The 17,419-nt window shown below is 72.8% G+C and carries 13 protein-coding genes; 5 read left to right on the forward strand and 8 right to left on the reverse strand.

Annotated elements, in window-relative coordinates; genetic code table 11:
• Positions 1 to 190: 190 nt before the first annotated feature.
• From AB0A74_RS17300 to fxsA, 4 genes are all read right to left on the reverse strand, one after another.
• Complete coding sequence (locus AB0A74_RS17300) at positions 191 to 1,264, reverse strand: hypothetical protein (protein WP_358250437.1); 1,074 nt, start codon at positions 1,262 to 1,264, stop codon at positions 191 to 193.
• Between the two features lie 76 nt (positions 1,265 to 1,340).
• Positions 1,341 to 2,303, reverse strand: a complete 963-nt coding sequence (locus AB0A74_RS17305; RefSeq protein ID WP_358250439.1) for a hypothetical protein — start codon at positions 2,301 to 2,303, stop codon at positions 1,341 to 1,343.
• Positions 2,304 to 2,319: 16 nt separating this feature from the next.
• A complete protein-coding gene (fxsT, locus tag AB0A74_RS17310) occupies positions 2,320 to 6,018 on the reverse strand; it encodes an FxSxx-COOH system tetratricopeptide repeat protein (RefSeq protein WP_358250442.1) in 3,699 nt (1,232 codons plus the stop codon).
• Positions 6,019 to 6,053: 35 nt separating this feature from the next.
• The gene (gene fxsA, locus AB0A74_RS17315; RefSeq protein ID WP_170199842.1) at positions 6,054 to 6,221 is read right to left on the reverse strand and encodes an FxSxx-COOH cyclophane-containing RiPP peptide; all 168 of its coding nucleotides are present in this window, start codon (positions 6,219 to 6,221) and stop codon (positions 6,054 to 6,056) included.
• A gap of 160 nt (positions 6,222 to 6,381) precedes the next feature.
• Here fxsA and AB0A74_RS17320 point away from each other — a divergent pair, with 160 nt between their 5' ends.
• The 4 genes from AB0A74_RS17320 to AB0A74_RS17335 all read left to right on the forward strand — a co-directional run bounded on the left by AB0A74_RS17320 (position 6,382) and on the right by AB0A74_RS17335 (position 12,749).
• Positions 6,382 to 7,491: an FxsB family cyclophane-forming radical SAM/SPASM peptide maturase gene (locus tag AB0A74_RS17320; RefSeq protein ID WP_358250443.1), complete on the forward strand. Its 1,110-nt coding sequence runs from the start codon at positions 6,382 to 6,384 to the stop codon at positions 7,489 to 7,491.
• On the forward strand, positions 7,488 to 8,624 hold the full coding sequence (locus tag AB0A74_RS17325; RefSeq protein ID WP_358250445.1) for an HEXXH motif-containing putative peptide modification protein: 1,137 nt from the start codon (positions 7,488 to 7,490) through the stop codon (positions 8,622 to 8,624). Before AB0A74_RS17320 ends, AB0A74_RS17325 begins: the two co-directional genes overlap by 4 nt.
• A 67-nt stretch (positions 8,625 to 8,691) precedes the next feature.
• Entirely contained in the window at positions 8,692 to 12,147 is a 3,456-nt protein-coding gene (locus AB0A74_RS17330; protein WP_358250447.1) for a TM0106 family RecB-like putative nuclease, read from the forward strand.
• Positions 12,148 to 12,215: 68 nt separating this feature from the next.
• Positions 12,216 to 12,749, forward strand: a complete 534-nt coding sequence (locus tag AB0A74_RS17335) for a snapalysin family zinc-dependent metalloprotease (RefSeq protein ID WP_358250449.1) — start codon at positions 12,216 to 12,218, stop codon at positions 12,747 to 12,749.
• Positions 12,750 to 12,881: 132 nt separating this feature from the next.
• Here the strand turns inward: AB0A74_RS17335 and AB0A74_RS17340 are convergent, their stop codons facing one another.
• From AB0A74_RS17340 to AB0A74_RS17355, 4 genes are all read right to left on the reverse strand, one after another.
• Positions 12,882 to 13,067, reverse strand: a complete 186-nt coding sequence (locus AB0A74_RS17340; RefSeq protein WP_358250451.1) for a hypothetical protein — start codon at positions 13,065 to 13,067, stop codon at positions 12,882 to 12,884.
• A gap of 665 nt (positions 13,068 to 13,732) precedes the next feature.
• On the reverse strand, positions 13,733 to 14,677 hold the full coding sequence (locus AB0A74_RS17345) for an ABC transporter substrate-binding protein (RefSeq protein WP_358250453.1): 945 nt from the start codon (positions 14,675 to 14,677) through the stop codon (positions 13,733 to 13,735).
• Between the two features lie 11 nt (positions 14,678 to 14,688).
• Entirely contained in the window at positions 14,689 to 15,444 is a 756-nt protein-coding gene (locus AB0A74_RS17350; protein ID WP_358250455.1) for an amino acid ABC transporter ATP-binding protein, read from the reverse strand.
• Positions 15,441 to 16,319, reverse strand: a complete 879-nt coding sequence (locus AB0A74_RS17355; protein ID WP_358250457.1) for an amino acid ABC transporter permease — start codon at positions 16,317 to 16,319, stop codon at positions 15,441 to 15,443. Before AB0A74_RS17355 ends, AB0A74_RS17350 begins: the two co-directional genes overlap by 4 nt.
• A gap of 339 nt (positions 16,320 to 16,658) precedes the next feature.
• Between AB0A74_RS17355 and AB0A74_RS17360 the strand changes: the two genes are divergently transcribed.
• Entirely contained in the window at positions 16,659 to 17,303 is a 645-nt protein-coding gene (locus AB0A74_RS17360) for an LPXTG cell wall anchor domain-containing protein (RefSeq protein WP_358250459.1), read from the forward strand.
• The last annotated feature ends 116 nt before the right edge of the window (positions 17,304 to 17,419 follow it).

Consider the following 17,419-nt stretch of genomic DNA (forward strand, 5'->3'; position numbering starts at 1 on the left):
CGTGACGCCGAGGTCGGCGCGGGTGTGGGCCAGGCGTGAGCCCGGTGGGCGGCGCCGTTGTCGGACATTGTCGCGGCCTCGGCGGCCGGCCAGTTCTACTCGACGATCAGACGCGCCGGACGTGGCCGGGCACGCGGGTGAACGCCGCGTCAGGGTGGGGCACGGAGCCTCCGGGCGTGTGAAGCGGTTTCTAGACCTCACTCCTGGTACTGCGGAATCCGGCTCCCTGGAACGCCGGGACCACGGTCACCTTCGGCACGGCGGGCTGCACGCGGTCGTAGACGCCGTTGGTCAGGGCGTGCAGGAAGTTGACCACCACCACCGCCGGGGCCACCACGGCGATCGCGCCCGGGAAACCCGGTTCGAGCAGCAACGCCAGGATGATCGCCGTCAGCCCGTTCTGCTGCCCCAGCGACAGCCGCATCCGGTCGCCGCGCCACCGCTTGGGCAGCGTCAGCACCCACGCCACCGCGCCCTGGGCGAGGAACGCCGCCGCACCCAGCACCGCGCCCACGGCCGCGAGCGCCCACGAGAACTCGAACGCCAGCACCAGCCCGACCGCGAAGGTGGCGGCGAACATGCCCGCCTCGGCCAGGCCGTCCACCCACCTGCCCAGGTCCGGCCGGAAGAACAGGCCGATCAACGCCAGCGCCAGCAACAGCGAGTACGTCACCGCCACGTACCCGATCGCCACGACGACCGCCGCCGAGAAGGCGTGCAGCACCACCCGCGCGAAGCGGCCGGACACGGCCACCCCGTGCCGCCGCACCAGCCGCCACACCAGGAAGCCGCCGCCGGCCAACGCGAGGTTGAGCGCGAAGTTGGCCGTGAACGCGCCGAACCCGCCCACCGCGCCGCCCTGCAGCGCGAACGACGTGATGTAGACCGTCAACAGCACCGTGATCGGGTCGTCGAACGACGCCCACGCCGACAGCAGCGCCTTCGCCGAGTCCGACATCTTGGACTTGGCCCGCACCGCCGCCACCGACAGCGGGTCGATCTGGGCGACGGCCACCGCGAACACCAGGTGCTCCGGCTGCCGGTACACCAGGAACATCACCCCGAAGATCAGGGCCACTTTCGCGAGGACACCGAGCGTGACCGCGAGGACGACCGTGCGCAACTCCCGGCGGAATTCGTCGATCACGATGCCGCTGGTGCTCGCGTACAGGCCGAAACCGAGCAGCGCGGTGATGAACAGGGAATACGCCGAAGAACCCTCGACATCGCTCAGCTCCGCCCGCCACGCGACGAACCACCCCACGCCCAAGGCGGCTAACAGCGCGGCCGATCGCAGAGCGGGCGTCACCATTTCACGGTAGGCAACCGAATGGCCCCCTTCAAGGCCCGAATGGAGTGAGCCCGGCGGCCAGTCGTGACAGCCGGTCGTCGGCGTTGCTCACCCGCGCCTGGTCGATGGTCACGCCCGCCAAGTACTCGCCGGGACCCAGCCGGTAGTAGTAGACCGCGCCCATCTCCACGTCCAGCACGGCCCGCGCGAGCAGGCCGCCGACCACCGGGCGCAGCGCCCGGTTGAGCTTGGTGACCAGGCCCCCCAGTTCACGGAGGAAGCCCGCGTAGAACCGGCGCCGGGCCTCGACGGTGATCTGCTTGAAGAACGGGGCCAGCGACGGGTCGCCCAGGTGGTCCACCATGGTCAGCACCTCGCCGCCCGCCACGTGCGCCACCACGTGCAGGTCCTCGGCGCGGGCCGCCGCCGCGCACTCCGCCAGGCGGCCGTCGCCGGCCGTCACGAACGGGTCGCGCGGGCCGGCGCCGGGCAGCGGCACGGGGCCCTCCGCCGTCTCCCAGCCGCCGGGGTTGAGCGAGCCCAGGCTCAGCTCGGCGCGCAGCGCGGTGGCCAGTTCGGCGACCGCCCGGTCGGCCTCGTCCACCGCCGGGTGGCCGAACAGCGGTCCGGTGCCGGCGTGGTCGAGGACCAGGCCGACGACGTGCTCGGTGGGCACGACCGAGTCGCAGAACAGCGCGCCCTCCTCGGTGTGCAGCACGAGCCGGATCAGCCGGCCCGTGCGCACCTCCTGCAACGCCCGGTCCAGCGCCGTGACCTGGAACGTCAGGTGCCGGCCCAGGCGCTTGAGCTCCTCGCGCCTGCTGCCGCCGGGCAGCGCGTCGGGCGCGGGCGGCGGGTCGCCCAGCGCGTCCACGCCGAAGTCGAACACGCCGCTGCTGTAGTGGGCCAGGTAGTGCAGCGCGGGGCTCTTGAGGATGGCCGCGCGGCACGCGTGCCGGGTCGTGTCGAACTCGGGGCCCAGGTGCTCGGCCTCCTCCTCGTACAGCTCCACGCTTCCTCCGGGGCGCTCAGGTGTGCGGGATGTCCACATCGCACTCCAGCCAGTCCTCGTCGGCCGGACCGAGGCTCAGGTTGTGCGCGGCGGCGGCCGTGTGGGGGTGGTCGGGGCCGAGGAACTCGACGCAGTCGGCGTGCGCGGCGGTGATCAGCGCGGTCGCCGTCGCCGTCTCGCCCGCCGACATCCGCACGCGGGCCTCGTCGACGGCGGCGGCGAGCGTCCACGGGTGCGTGTCGCCCAGCCGGGCGCGCAGCACGGCCGCCGCGGCCTCGACGTTGGCCACCGCGCCGGGGTGGTCGCCCGCCGCGCGCAGCGCGAGCCCGAGGCCGAGGCGGCACAGCGCGAGGAACGGGTGCTGCTCGCGCACGCCCTCCAGCGCCGCGAACCCGTCCAGCGCGGTGCGGGCCAGCTCGACGGCGAGGTCCGGGTCGCCGCCGACGCGCCGGTGGTCGTTGGCGAAGCTCAGCCGGCAGCCCAGGGTGAACGGGTGGTCGGACCCGACCAGCTCGCGGAAGTCCCGCAACGCCTTGCCGGTGCGCTCCTTGGCCGCGCGGGTGCGCCCGGCCAGCCGCAGCGCCACGGCGTACTGCCAGTGCACCCGCACCTGCACCACGTTCAGCTCCGGCCGCAGGCTCTGCAGCTTCTGCGACGCCTGCAGCAGCGATTCCAGCGCCTCCGGGTAGCGGCCCAGTTCCCGCTGGTAGAGGCCCACCTGGGCGAGCGTGCTCCAGGTGAACTCGTCGCGTTCGCCGAACAGCCGCCGCCGGCGGCGGAAGTTGTCCTCCTCCAGCGCCAGCGCGCCCACCACGTCACCGGACAGGAACATCGACAGCGCCAGGTTGTGCGCGGCGCGGCGGGTGTCGGGGTGGTCCTCGCCGACGACCGTGCGCAGGCCCTCCCAGGTGGCCTGGTCCTCGGCCAGCGCCTCGGCGAACAGGCCCAGGCCGCGCAGGTCGCCGCCCCGGCCGCGGGCGGTGATCAGCGGCTGCGGGTGCAGCAGGTCCAGGGCGCGGCGTTGCTGGGCCAGGGCGAGGTCGTCCAGGCGCAGCGCCTCGGCCGGTTCGCCCAGCACGCGGTGCACGTTGGCCAGCTGCGCGGCCAGGCGGTTGCGCAGCGGGTCCTCCGCGCCGAACTTGCGGGTCCACGACTCCAGCAGCGCCCGGCCGGGTTCCAGCGCGGCCCGCCGCACGCCCGCGCCGCCGTCGGTGAACAGGAACCGCGCCTGGTTGACCAGCCAGCGGCGCACCCGCGGGTCGTCGCTGTGCAGCGCGCCGGACGGGAACACGTGCTGTTGCAGCTCCTGGAAGCGGGCCGCGCGGCTGGGCGACTTCTCCTCGACCTCGGTGGGCGCGAACGCGGCCAGGGCCGAGAGCACGTCGGCCTGCCGGGCCTCGCGCTCGGCGGGTGACATGCCGTCGCGCAGCGCCCGCTGCACCACCCGGTGCAGGCGCAGCGTGTACTGGTCGCCCCAGTCGACGCGGAACAGGCCGTGCCGCGCGCCGGTCCACAGCACGCGGTCGATCTCGCCGGCGTCCAGCTCCAGCGGCGCGGCGTCCAGGCCGCCGGCGGCGACCACGCGGTCCAGGAACGCGGGCGAGCGCACCAGCCCCAGCGCGACGCCCTGCGGCGACAGGAACGAGCACAGCCGCGCCACGAGCACCGCGACCCGGCCGATCCCGTTCTCCCGCAACGACCCCGTGACGACGTCCACCACCCGGCCGACGCCCGCGCGGTCGGACTGGGCGAGCCGCTCGAAGAACGTCCGGGTGGCCCACGCCGCCGCGTCCGCGTCCGACGAGCCCGCGCCGCGCTCCACCCCGGCCGTCTCGGCCAGCCACGCGGCGGCGAGGTCCAGGGCCAGCGGCAGGCGTTCGAGGTGGGCGGAGATCCGTTCGGCGTCGGCCGCGGCCAGGCCCGGCACCCGGCACAGCAGCAGCTCGACGGCGTCCTCGCGGGTCATCCGGACCAGCTCGATGGCGGGCGCGGCGGCCATGCCGGAGGTGATCAGCACGTGGCCGGTGGCGCCGGGCGGCAGCAGGTCGGCGATGGCGTCGAGGTCGTCGGCGTTGTCGTAGACCAGCAGGAACCGGGCGTAGGCGGGGTCGGTGGCCAGCCGGTCCAACGCGGTCAGCGAACCGAAGTCGGTGGACCCGGGCAGCCGCAGCGCCACCGCGAGGTCGGCCAGGCCCACCTGCACCGACTGCCGGTCCTGCGCGGACAGCCACCACACGGCGTCGTAGTCGGAGGAGAACCGGTAGGCGTACTCCAGGGCGAGTTCGCTCTTGCCGACGCCGGGCACGCCGTTGAGCGTGACGACGGCGCGTTCGGCGCCCGCGTCGGCGAACTCGTCGCGCAACGCCTCGATGTCCTCGTCCCGGCCGACGAACGCGCGGTGCCGGGGCGGCAGGTGGAACACCGCCGGGTCCGCGCCGGGCACCCGCATGGCGGTGTCGTGCGCGGTGCCGGGCCGGTCGATGAGGCCGAAGTGCCCGAGCAGCTTGGCGGACAACGTCTCCGGCGGGTGCCGGTGCACCGACAGGCCCTCGGCGTCGTCGTCCTCGGCGAGCAGCAGCCGCAGCACGGTCACCGGCCGGTCGGGCAGCTCGACGCCGTCCAGGTGCGGCGACGCCAGCACCACCACGCCGGGCGGGACGTCGTCGTCCCACCACTCCCGCGCCTCCGGGTACGGGCGGACCTGCGCGCCGGCGCGTTCGAGCTGGCCGCGCACCCAGTCGGCCCAGGCCCGGTCGCGCGGGGCGTAGGCGAGGGCGACGCGGTCCGGTTCGGCGGTGGAGGCCAGGCCGAACACGCGGCGGTAGCGGGCGCGCAGCACCGGGGAGACGGGCCGGGCCGCGGTGACCGCGCCGCCGCTGACCGCGGTGGCCAGGCGGCCGTACTGGGCCTCCAGCGCGCCGCCGCCTCCCGGTTCCTCGGCGAGGATGGCCAGCAGCGGGTCGAAGGCGTCGAAGGGCCGGTAGGGGATCTCGACCGTGCCGCCGTCGGGGACGCGTTTCGCCTGTCCGGCCAGGAGTTCGGCGAACGCGGCGTGGATCTGCGAGCGGATGCGCTGCGCGCGGGTCTGCTCGGAGTCGTCGAACAGGGTGGCCACGGGGACCACGTCGATGCGGATCGGCGCCCGCTTGCGGACCTTCGTGGCGAGGTCGGCGGCGTCGGCGATGGCCCGCGGGCGGGGCCGGAAGCACACGACGGCCAGTTCGCACAGCGTGGCGACCAGGGTCAGCGACTCGTCCGCGACGCCGGTCGGCGCGTCGATCAGGACCTGGTCGTAGTCGGATTCGGCGAGCCGCGCGCGTAACTCCGCGATCGCGCCCGCGTCGCCGTGGCCGCCGCGCCCCGGCTCGCCGCCGAACGGGGCCACGACGTCGATGTGGCCGGCGTCGTCGGGCGCGGGCAGCGCGAACCGCTCCACGACCGGCGGCGGGTCCTCCTCGCGCGCCGGGTCGGCGTGGTAGGCGGCGAGCAGCGCGCGGCCCAGCGCGTCGGGCAGCGCCCGGCGGGAGACCAGGAACGGTTCCAGGTATTCCCGCACGTGCGGCACCTCGGAGCCCCAGTCCACCACCAGGACCCGTTGTCCCGCACCGGACAGCACCCAGGCGAGGTTCGCCACGGCGCTGGTGCGCCCGGTGCCGCCGGTCGCGGACAGGAACGCCGTCACACCGGTGTGGCCGTGGCCGGCAGGGCTGCTCATCGACTGCTCCAGACACCGACGGGAAAGGGGTCGCGCTACAGGGAACTCTCGAACGCCGCGAACCGGTCGGGCAACTCCGCGTTCTCGGCGAGGATGCGGTTCAGGGCGGCGCGCAACGCGGTGTCGGGCAACTCCGCCAGCCGCGCGAGGTCGATCCCGGTGACGTCGAGGAGTTCGGACTCCAGGACGGGTTCCTCGGCCATCTCCCACCCCCTCACCGCACTGTTGCGGTTCCGCTCCCGTTCCCTTGATCCCATCGTAGTGCGCCACAACGAAGAATGCGGGGAATCCACCGATCGGCGGAAGTGGGCGCCGGCGCGATGTGTTTGGTTGGTGTTCGGGGGACGACGGATCGGGGGGCGCATGGAAACGCGGCCGTTCCGGCAGTTCGTGCTCAAGGTGCACAGCCGCTGCAACCTCGCGTGCGACTACTGCTACGTCTACGAACTCGCCGACCAGGGTTGGCGTTCCCGACCGCGCGCGATGTCCGCCGAAGTCGTCGCGCACACGGCCGAACGGGTGGCGCGGCACGTGCGTGCGCACGGGTTGCCCGAGGTGGAAGTCGTGTTGCACGGCGGAGAACCGTTGTTGGCCGGACCTGCGGCGTTGGCCTCGCTGGTGCGCGGGTTCCGGTCCGCGGTGCCGGCGGCGGTGCGGTTCTCCGTGCAGACCAACGCAACCCTGCTCGACCGGCGCTTCCTGGCGTTGTTCGCGGAACTGGGCGTGGGTGTCGGGGTGAGCCTCGACGGCGGTCGCGAAGCGCACGACCGGCACCGCAAGCGGCCGGGCGGGACGGGGAGTTGGGCGGCGGCGCGGGACGCATTGCGGTTGCTGGCTTCCGACGAGTTCCGCGCGGTGTACCGGGGTGTGCTGTGCGTCGTGGACGTGGACAACGACCCGCACGACGTGTACCGGTCCCTGCTCGATTTCTCGCCGCCCGTCGTGGATTTCCTCCTGCCGCACGGGAACTGGACGACACCGCCGCCGCGCCGGCTCGCGGGATCGCCGGAGACGCCTTACGCGGATTGGCTGATCCCGTTGTTCGACCGGTGGTACGACGAACCGGTGACGCGCGTTCGACTGTTCGAGGAACTGTTGAACGTCGTGCTGGGCGGACGGTCGCGGTTGGAGGGCGTCGGGTTGACGCCGACCGCGCAGGTGGTGGTGGAGACCGACGGCACGATCTCGGCTTCGGACATCCTGGCGTCGTCGCAACCGGCCGCGGCGGCCACCGGTCTGCACGTGGCGCGGGACGACTTCGACCGCGCGCTGCCCGAGGTGCCCGCCGCGTCGGCCCTGTCCGCCACGTGCCGGGCGTGCTCGCTGGTGGCGGCGTGCGGCGGCGGGTTGCGGGCGCACCGGTTCCGGGCGGGGTCGGGGTTCGACCACCCGTCGGTCTACTGCCCGGACCTGGTCCGCCTGATCACCCACGTCCGCGACCGCGCGGCGACCGACCTGGCGGCGCTGGCGTGACGGTGCCGCCGTGGCGACTGCCGGCCGCCGCCTTCACCGCGCTGGCCCGCGGCGAGGGCGGTCCGGCGGTGGTCGCCGACCTGCGCCTGGCCCGCCGCAGCCGGACGTCCCTGCTGATCAGGCTGATCGCGACCGCCCCGGAGGCGCGCCCGGCGTACCGCCTGCTGGTGGACGCCGACCGCGCGGCCCCGGCGGAGGTGGCGAGGGTGCTGGACCACCCGTCGGTGGGCGCGTGGGCCACCCGCACGGCGCTGGCGCTGCGCTCGGGCCACCCGGCCCGCCCGGCGGAGCTGTCGTTCACCGCGGCCGCGGCGGCGGTGCGCGCCGGCCTCCCGGTGACCCTGGACTTCCCGCCGGTGGACGTCTTCGCCCTGCCCACGCTGGGTGTCGCGGACCCCTCGACCCTGGTCTGCACGCCCCCGCCCGAGATCACCCTGGGCCCGCGGGTGGTGCAGATCGACACGTGGCCGGGCGGCGGCGTCCCGCCGGAGCTCCCGGTGGCCGACCACGTGGACGTCGCGCGGTGGCGGCGGTCGCTGTCGGCGGCGTGGCGCATCCTGGCCGCCGACCACCCGCCGCTGGCGGCGGAGGTGGCCGAGCTGATCACGGTCGTGACCCCGATGCCCGCCGCCCGCACCGGCACCACCAGCGCGACCCTCGCCGACGCGTTCGGCTGCGTGTTCCTGTCCCCGTCCCCGGACCCGGAGTCCTTGGCGGTCACCCTGGTCCACGAGGCACAGCACACCAAGCTGGTGGCGTTGATGGACCTGTTCCCGCTGCTGGTCCCGGACCGCCGCGAGACCTTCTACGCCCCGTGGCGGGAGGACCCCAGACCCCTGGCCGGCCTGCTCCACGGCACCTACGCCCACCTCGGCGTGGCGCGGTTCTGGCGCACCCGGCCGGGCCTGGCCGCCCAGACCGAGTACGCCCGCTGGCGCAGGGCCGCCCTGACGGCGACCGGAACCCTGCTGACCAGCGGCGGCCTGACCGGGACGGGCACCCGTTTCGTCGAGGAGATGGCACGCGTCCTGCGCGCTTGGTGCGCCGAACCGGTCCACCCGGAAGCCGAAGCGAGAGCGGCCGCCCAGGCCACCGCCCACCACACCCGCTGGAGCACCCGCCAGCCGAGCTGACCACACTCGCGCGACTCGCCGGGCACGGTCCCCGCCCGGGGCCCGCGGCCCGGCGATACTGCCCGCCATGCTCAACGCCGACGGCCGACTGGTGCACTCCCCGGCCGACCTGGTGGACCTGCTGGAGTGCGAGCACCGCAGCCGCCTCACCCTGGCGCTGGCCCGCGACGTCCCCGGCGCGCCCCGCCCCGACCCCCAGCGCGACGTCCTGGCCGCCAAGCACGGCCTCGCCCACGAGCTGGCCGTCCTGGACCGCTTCAAGGCCCACCACGACGTGGTCGAGATCCCGCAGCCCGCGCCGACCCACGAGGCCCTACTCGCCGCCGCGCGAGCCACCCGACAAGCCCTCGACGCGCAGGCCCCGGTCGTCTACCAGGCCGTTTTCTACGCCGACGGTTTCCACGGCCGCGCCGACTTCCTGGTCCGCACCGACCACGGCTACGAGCCGCACGACGCCAAGCTCGCCCGCCACCCCTCGCCGGCGAACATCGTCCAGCTCACCGCCTACGCCGACGCGCTCGACGACCACGCCGGCCCGCGGATGCACCTCATCCTCGGCGACGACACGACCCGCACCTACCGCGTCGCCGACTTCCTCCCCGTGGTCCACAGCCTCACAACGCGCCTCACCGAGCGCCTCGACGCCCCGCCGACCCTCCCGGAGCGCCTTTGGAACGACGAACGCCCGGCGTGCGCGACCTGCCGCTTCGCCCGCCACTGCGCGACCGGCCGGGAACGCGACCGCGACCTGTCCCTGGTCGCCGGCATCCGCACCGACCAGCGCCGCAAGCTCCAGGCCGCCGGCCTGGGCACGATCGACGCCCTGGCCAACGCCACCCGCGAGGACCGCCCGGCCACCATGTCCGCCGCGACCTTCACCGGTCTGCGCGCCCAGGCCGCCCTCCAGGTCATCCAGGACGACTCGCGCACCGCCGACGACCCGGTCGGCAAGGTCGCCTACGAGGTCGTCGCCCCGGAGGCGCTGGCCGAACTGCCGCCGCCCAGCCCCGGCGACCTGTTCTTCGACATGGAGGGCGACCCGTTCGCGCTCGACGGCGAAGGTCTGGAGTACCTGTTCGGCGTGGTGACCCCCGAGGAGGAGTTCACCCCGTTCTGGGCGCACACCCGGCCGCAGGAGAAGGCCGCGTTCGAGCGTTTCGTGGACTTCGCGACCGCGCGCCTGGCCGAGCACCCGGACGCGCACATCTACCACTACGCCCCGTACGAGACCAGCGCTCTCAAACGCCTCGCGGCCCTCCACGGCACCCGTGAGGAGGCCGTGGACCACCTACTGCGTTCCCGCGCCCTGATCGACCTCTACGCGGTGGTGCGCAAGGCCTTGCGCGTCTCGCAGCGCTCGTACTCCATCAAGTACCTCGAACCCCTCTACATGGACACCAACCGCGACGGTGACGTCACCACGGCCGTGTCCAGCATCGAGGCCTACGAGGAGTACCTGACCCTCAACGAACGCGACGACATCGCCCAGGCCGAGGAAGTCCTCAACGGCATCGCGGACTACAACGCCTACGACTGCGTCTCCACCCGCCGCCTGTACCGGTTCCTGCTGGAAATCCGCGCCGAGGCGGGCATCGAGCCGCACGTCCCCGAACAGTCCTTCGTGGACGAGGTCGAGGACGAGCTGGCCGCGCAACGCCGCGCCGAACGCGCCGCCCGCCTGGCCGCCGTGGTGGACCCGCTCCTGGAGGGCCTGCCGGACAACCCCGCCGACGCCACCGACGACGAACGCGCCCGCGCCCTGCTCGCCGCCGCCGTCGGCTACCACCGCCGCGAGACCAACCCGGCGTGGTGGGACTTCTTCCGCCAGGTCGCCGCCCCGCTGCCGGAACTGGAGTCCGACAACGCGTGCACCGTCCCGGTGTCGGTGCGGGCGCAGGACTGGCAGATGCCGTCCGGCCGGGTGCGCAAGGCCAAGCGCGAACTCACCGTCCGCTGCGACCCGGACCGCCCGCACCCGTTCGCCCAGGGCGACCAGGTCCGCCTGCTCTACCCGGGCACCCCGAACCGCACCCGCGACGCCGTGGTCCTGGCCGAGTCCGCCGAGGACATCGTGCTGCTGGAGAGCACCGCGCCCGACGAGACCGACGCCGACCGGCCGATCGCCGTGCTCCCCGGCAGCCCGGTCCGGCCCTCGCCCAAGGACGAGGCCGTGTACGACCTGGCCCGCGCGGTCGTGGACCACCTCCCGGCCCTGCCGCCGCACCCCGGCGTGGACCTGGTCCGCCGCACGCCGCCCCGCCTGCGCGACGCCTGCGCGTTGCCGCACACCGGGGACGTGATCAGCGACGTGATCGCGGCCGTGGACGCCCTGGACGGCTCGACCCTGGCCGTGCAGGGGCCGCCGGGAGCCGGGAAGACCTACCTCGCCGGCCGGTTGATCGCGCACCTCATCCGCTCCGGCCGTTCCGTCGGCGTGACGTCGAACAGCCACAAGGCGGTGGAGAACGTCCTCGGCGCCGCCCTGGCCGCCGGGCGCGAGCTGGGCGTGCCGATCCCGACGGCCAAACGGCCCAAGGGCGCTCCGGCGAAGGACTGCGCCTGGGAGCAGCCGAAGGACAACCCGGCGCTGGTCCGGTGGCGCACCGACCAGGGCGGCGGGCACCTGGTCGGCGGGACGGCGTGGACGTTCGCCAACGCCACCCTGCGCGAGCAGCCGTTCGACGTGCTGATCGTGGACGAGGCGGGCCAGTTCGCCCTGGCCGACGCCCTCGCGGTCTCGACGTGCGCCCGCAACCTGGTGCTCCTGGGCGACCCGCAACAGCTGCCGCAGGTCGTGCAGGGCACCCACCCGGCCGGCGCGGACGCGTCCGCCCTGGGTCACCTCATCGGCGACGCGGACGTCATCCCGCCCGCGCTGGGGTACTTCCTCGACCAGACCCGGCGGATGCACCCGGACGTCTGCGCGCCGGTGTCCACCCTGTCCTACGCGGGCTTGCTGCACGCGCACCCCACCGCCGCCGGTCGTGCGATCGCCGACCTGGCGTCGGGCGTGTACCTGCACGAAGTCGACCACCGCCACAACACCACCAGCTCCATCGAGGAAGCCGAGGCGGTCGTCCACATCGTCCGGTCACTGATGGGTCGCATGTGGACGGAAGGGCGGAACTCCCGCCCCCTGGACGATTCCGACATCCTGGTGGTGGCCCCGTACAACATGCAGGTGCGCCTGGTCCGCCGCGAGCTGGAGAAGCACGGCTACCCCGAGGTGCGCGTCGGCACGGTGGACAAGTTCCAGGGCCAGGAAGCCCCGGTCGTCATCACGACCATGACCTCCTCCGCCGCCGTGGACCTGCCGCGCGGGTTGGACTTCCTGCTGTCCCGCAACCGGATCAACGTGGCGCTGTCGCGCGCGCAGGCGGCGGCGATCGTCGTGTGCTCGCCGCGCCTGGTCGAGGCGGACATCCGGGGCGTGGACCAGTTGCGCCTGGTGTCGGGGATGATCGGCCTCATGGCGGACGCCCGCCCGTGGCCCATCGACGGCATCTATGCCCAACCGCTATGACGCCATCCGGTCATCACCTCTTAATGTGAACAAGCGCGAGAACCTTCCCCTGCACCGAAGGAGATCGTGTGACCGGCAAACTGGTGCGCGCCGCCCTTGTCGCGGTGCTCACGTCCCTCGCACTCGCGGGATCCAGCCTGACCGCTGCCGCCGAACCGTCGGCACTGGCCAGGACCGTCTACTACAGTGCCTCCGGCTACTCGGCGGAAGCCGACCAGGCCGCGCAGATCTGGAACTCCAGGGTGCCCAACCTGCGGCTCGTCCGCGGGGGCAGCGCCACGATCCGGATCTACGCGACCACCGGGGGCGGCTCCCGGGCCTATCCCTGCGGGCTCGGGTGCGCCACGATCTACATCGACAACCGTGATGTGGCGGCGGGCAACTACGCCCTGCGGATCGTGGCACACGAGATCGGGCACGGCCTGGGGCTGCCCGATACGTACAACGGCATCTGCTCGTACCTGATGTCGGGCGGCAGCGCGGGCACGTCCTGCCGCAACCCGTACCCGAACGCCCAGGAGGCGAACCGGGTCAACCAGCTCTTCGCGGGCGGCTACACCACATCGACCGCCGGCACCCCGGAGGTGTACGCGAAGAACTGACCGGACCGGCGGTGCGCGGACCGCACTCCCCACCACCGCCGCCGACCTGTCCCGAAGCGAGCACACCACGGCGGCCGGGCGAGCCGACGGACAGGACCCGAGGGCCGGACAAGCCTCCCGCTTGTCCGGCCCTCAGCCGCGCGCGGCGACCGCGCCCGACTCCCGCAACACCCCGTCCCGGAACCGGGACGACACCCCGAACGCCGGCACGACGTCCTCACCCAACCGCCTGAGCTCGTCAGCGGCGTCGCGGACCCTCCCGGAGCGCGCCCACCGCACGGCGTGCCAGTACCGCAGTCGGTAGTCGAAGGACCGCACGGTCGGATCGTCCTCACCGAGCCGCCGGACCTCGTCCGCCCGCCGCTCGCCGAGCAGCGCGCGTGCAAGGTCTGCGTGTGAACGTCGGCCGGGGCGTGTCGAGCAGCCATCCACGCTTCGATCTCGTCGTACAGCGCTAGGGCGCGGTCCGGGTGCCCCGCCGATCCGACAACGGCGGCATAGACCAGCGCCGCGGCGTAGGTCACCCACTCCTGCCCGTTCAGGTTCTCGACGCAGTCCTCGATCAGGCTCAGGAACAGGCCGGCCGCCGCGCGCGGTTCACCCGTCTCCCCGGTCCACTGCGCGCTGCCACGGCGGATGTTGAGCGTGGTCGGGTGGAATGGGCCATACCGGCGCGCACGCCGATGGTGTCCGCACGAACCGGTCCGTGGCGATCGCCTCCCGCAAACGCGTGGAGATGTCGCGTCGCACAAGGGCCGGTACCCGGTTCGAGAACCCGGCGAGCACCGCGCTGACAGCCACCACCACCGAGGAGATCGCCGTGGGCTCGGGGAGCTTCGCCACCACCGCGCCACGGCGACCACGGTCAGCGCCAGTCCGACGAGGAGCCACACCAACCGGTGCCGCACAGGGCCTCCCGAACGCTTCCCAACGACCGGAACCACCCCGCACAACCCCCGCTCAAGCCGTCGAGCGGGCCGGCCTCAGCTCTTCGGCAGCCCCGGCGGGTTGATCTCCGAGGTGGGCACCGCCTCGCCGGTCAGGCCCCACCGGTCCAGCACCTCGCCGTACTTCCCGCTCGCGATGAGGTGGTTCAGCGCCTCCGCCACCGGTTCGACCAGGCCGCTGCCCTTCTTCGTCGTCGCCGCGATCTTGCCCTGGATCTCGCCGCCGCCGGAGAACGACCCGATGATCTCCGTCTTGCCCGACGTCGCCACGTGGTAGGCCGAGGTCGGGTTCGGTCCCAGGTACGCGTCGATCCGCCCGGACTCCAGCGCCAGGTAGTAGTCGGCCGCGTTCTGGAAGTACTTGATGTCGGTCGCCTTCAAGCCCTTCGCCTCGTTCTCCCGGCTCCAGGCCACCAGGATCTTCTCCTGGTTGGTCCCCGACCCGACCGCGATGACCTTCCCCGCCACGTCCTCCGGCCGCGTCACCTTCCAGTCACCGCCCTTGCGCGCCTCGAACGCCAGCGTGTCCAGCCGGTAGGTGGCGAAGTCGTACTTCTCCTTGCGCGCCTCGGTCACCGTGATGTTCGACAGCCCCAACGGGTACGCCCCGCTGTCCAGGCCCACGAACAGGTTCTCCCAGGACGTGACCTCCAGCTGCGCCTCCAGCCCCAGCACCCCGGCCACCAGCACCGCGATGTCGGTCTCCACGCCGATCACCGTCTTGTCGTCGGTGGCGTAGAACCGCAGCGGCGGCGCGGTGCCGGCCGAGCCGGCGACCACCAGCTTGCCCGACTTCCGGATCGCCTCGGGCACCTTGGCCGCGATGGCGTCCACCTTCGCCGCGGTCACCCGGTCCTGCGCCGGCCCCAGGTTGACCGTCTTCCCGGCCGCCACGACCTTGTCCTCGGTCACCGCGCCGTCCGCACCCGAGCACGCCGTCAACGCCAAAGCCACCGCGGCGACCACAACCGGAATCCTCACCACTGACCCTTTCAGAGCACTTTGGACAGGAACGAACGCGTACGCGCGTGCCGAGGGTTGTCCAGCACCTCACCCGGAGGCCCCTGCTCGACCACCACACCGCCGTCGAGGAACACCACCGTGTCGGCGACCTCGCGCGCGAAGCCCACTTCGTGCGTCACCACGACCATCGTGGTCCCGCTGCGGGCCAGGTCCTTGATCACGTCGAGCACCTCGCCCACCAACTCCGGGTCCAACGCCGAGGTGGGCTCGTCGAACAGCAACACCTTGGGCCGCAACGCCAACGCCCGCGCGATGGCCACCCGCTGCTGCTGCCCGCCCGACAGGTGCCGGGGGTAGGCGTCCTCCTTGTCGGCCAACCCGACCCGCGCCAGCAACGCCCGCGCCGCGACCCGCGCCCGCGCGACCGGCGTGCGCTGCGCGGACACCGGCGCCTCCACCACGTTCTCCAGCACCGTCAGGTGCGGGAACAGGTTGAAGTTCTGGAAGACGAACCCGACTTCGGTGCGCTGCTTGAGGATCTCCCGCTCGCGCAGCTCGTGCAGCCGGTCGCCGACCCGCCGGTACCCGACCAGCGACCCGTCGATGCTCACGTACCCCCGGTCCACCTTCTCCAGGTGGTTGATGGTCCGCAGCAACGTCGACTTCCCCGACCCGGACGGCCCGAGCACCACGACCACCGACCCGGCCGGCACGTCCAGGTCCACCCCGCGCAACACCTCGTGCGCGCCGAAACTCTTGTGGATCCCCCGCAGCCGCACCATCATCTCGACTCCCTGGTGGCACCCTTGGCGTAACGCTTTTCGACGTAGTGCTGGAGGATCGAGAGCAGGGTCGTCAGGACGATGTACCAGACCGTCGCGACCATCAGCAGGGCCACGACCCGCGCGTTGCGCCCGTACACGACCTGCACCTGGTAGAACAGCTCCCCGATCGCGACGACCGACACGATCGACGTGCCCTTGAACAGGCTGATGACCTCGTTCGCCGCGTTGGGCAGGATGGACCGCATCGCCTGCGGCAGGACGATCCTGCGGAACTGCCGCGCCTTGGGTATCCCCAGCGCCGCCGCCGCTTCCCACTGCCCGTGGTCCACCGAGATGATCCCCGAGCGCACGATCTCGGCCGCGTAGGCCGCCTGGTGCAGGCCCAGACCGAGCACCGCCGCGCCCATCGGGCTGATGAGGTCCTTGGTCTCCACGCCGAAGAACGCCGGCCCGAACGGGATGCCGACGTGCAGCTCCGCGTACAGGTAGGAGATGTTGAACCAGAACAACAGCTGCACGATCAACGGGATCGACCGGAACGCCCACGTGTAGGCCCACGACACCCCGGACAGGAACCGGCTGCGGGACAACCGCATCAGCGCCAGCACGACACCCAGGGCGAACCCGATCGCGGTGCCGTAGAGCGTCAGCTCCAGCGTCACCCCGACCGCCCGCAGGATGGAGGGGGCCGTGAAGTACTGGAAGAACGTCGGCCAGTCCCACCCGGGGTTGGTGGCCAGGCCGTGGACGAACTGCGCCACCAGCACGAAGACGACGACGACACCGACCCACCGCCAGGGGTGGCGGGCGGGCACGACCTTCAACCGCGAGAGGTCGTCGGGCTCATGCAGGCGTGGTTGTGCGGACACGCTCATGGAGGGTCCTTAAGAGGGAGGGTGCGGCGGAGGGGAAGCGGTTCTGTCAGCGACAGATCGCGCTGGAGACCCGGCCGTAGTCCACGTGCCTGCGGGAGCGGAGGACGACCACCACACTCCCCTTCCCACGCTGCCCGACCAGGACCGGAACCACTCGACTGGCGACGAGTAAGCCACTTCGCAGGCTCGCGAACAAGAGTGACCACCTGCTGAAACCACGGTGCGTCAGCGGTTGACAAGCCCGCGGGTCACCCGAATTGACCAGCGCCGGCCGTGAACAGCGGCCGGCGCCGGCCCGTATAGGGGTATGCGCTTCCCGCCGTACCAACAGGAGTGACCATGCACGCTCGGACGCCCCGGGCTCCGCTCTGCGTCATCGCGGCCGTCCTGACCGCGGTCCTCGCCCCCACCCCGGCTTCCGCGCACACCCCGACCCTGAAGGCCGCCTGCGCCGACGGCCAAGCCGTGCTCTCCGTCGAACTCCGCAACTACAACGACGACAGGCCCAACCGCCTGCACGTCACCGACGGCGCGACCACCCTGGACAGCCGGACCTTCGGCTCCCACCTCCGCCGCGCCTACACCCGTGACGGCACCGCCGCGCACACCTTCACCGTCACGGTCGAGGCCTGGGACGACCGCTACTGGTCGAGGGGCTGGTCCTTCACGAGATCCCTCCCGATCCCGCCTTGCGCAACCCTGACTCCCCCACCGCCACCCCCACCTCCGACGACGACGACCACACCCCCTCCCGCGCCCACAACAACCGTCCCCACCACCACGACCACCACGGCGACAACCACGACCACCACGGCCCTGACGTTGGACTGGCCGACCACCCGCCCGAAACCCGCCGTGATCCCCGCGGCCACCGGGCTCCCGGACACCGGCGCGGACGTGACGGCGCCGCTGGTGATCGGCCTGCTCCTGCTCACCGGCGGCACCGCCGTCCTCATCCTGTTGCGCCGCAGGGCGAACAGCTAGGGCAGGCAATTGGGGCAGCGCAGGCTCGTCTGGTCGGGTGGGTGTGGTGGTCTGTCGGGTGGGTTGTGGGGTGTGGCGCCCCGGTTGGGCGGGGCGCCACTCCGTGGTCAGGCGGG

The organism is Saccharothrix sp. NPDC042600, assembly GCF_040647305.1.
In the GTDB taxonomy this organism is placed as follows: domain Bacteria; phylum Actinomycetota; class Actinomycetes; order Mycobacteriales; family Pseudonocardiaceae; genus Actinosynnema; species Actinosynnema mutabilis.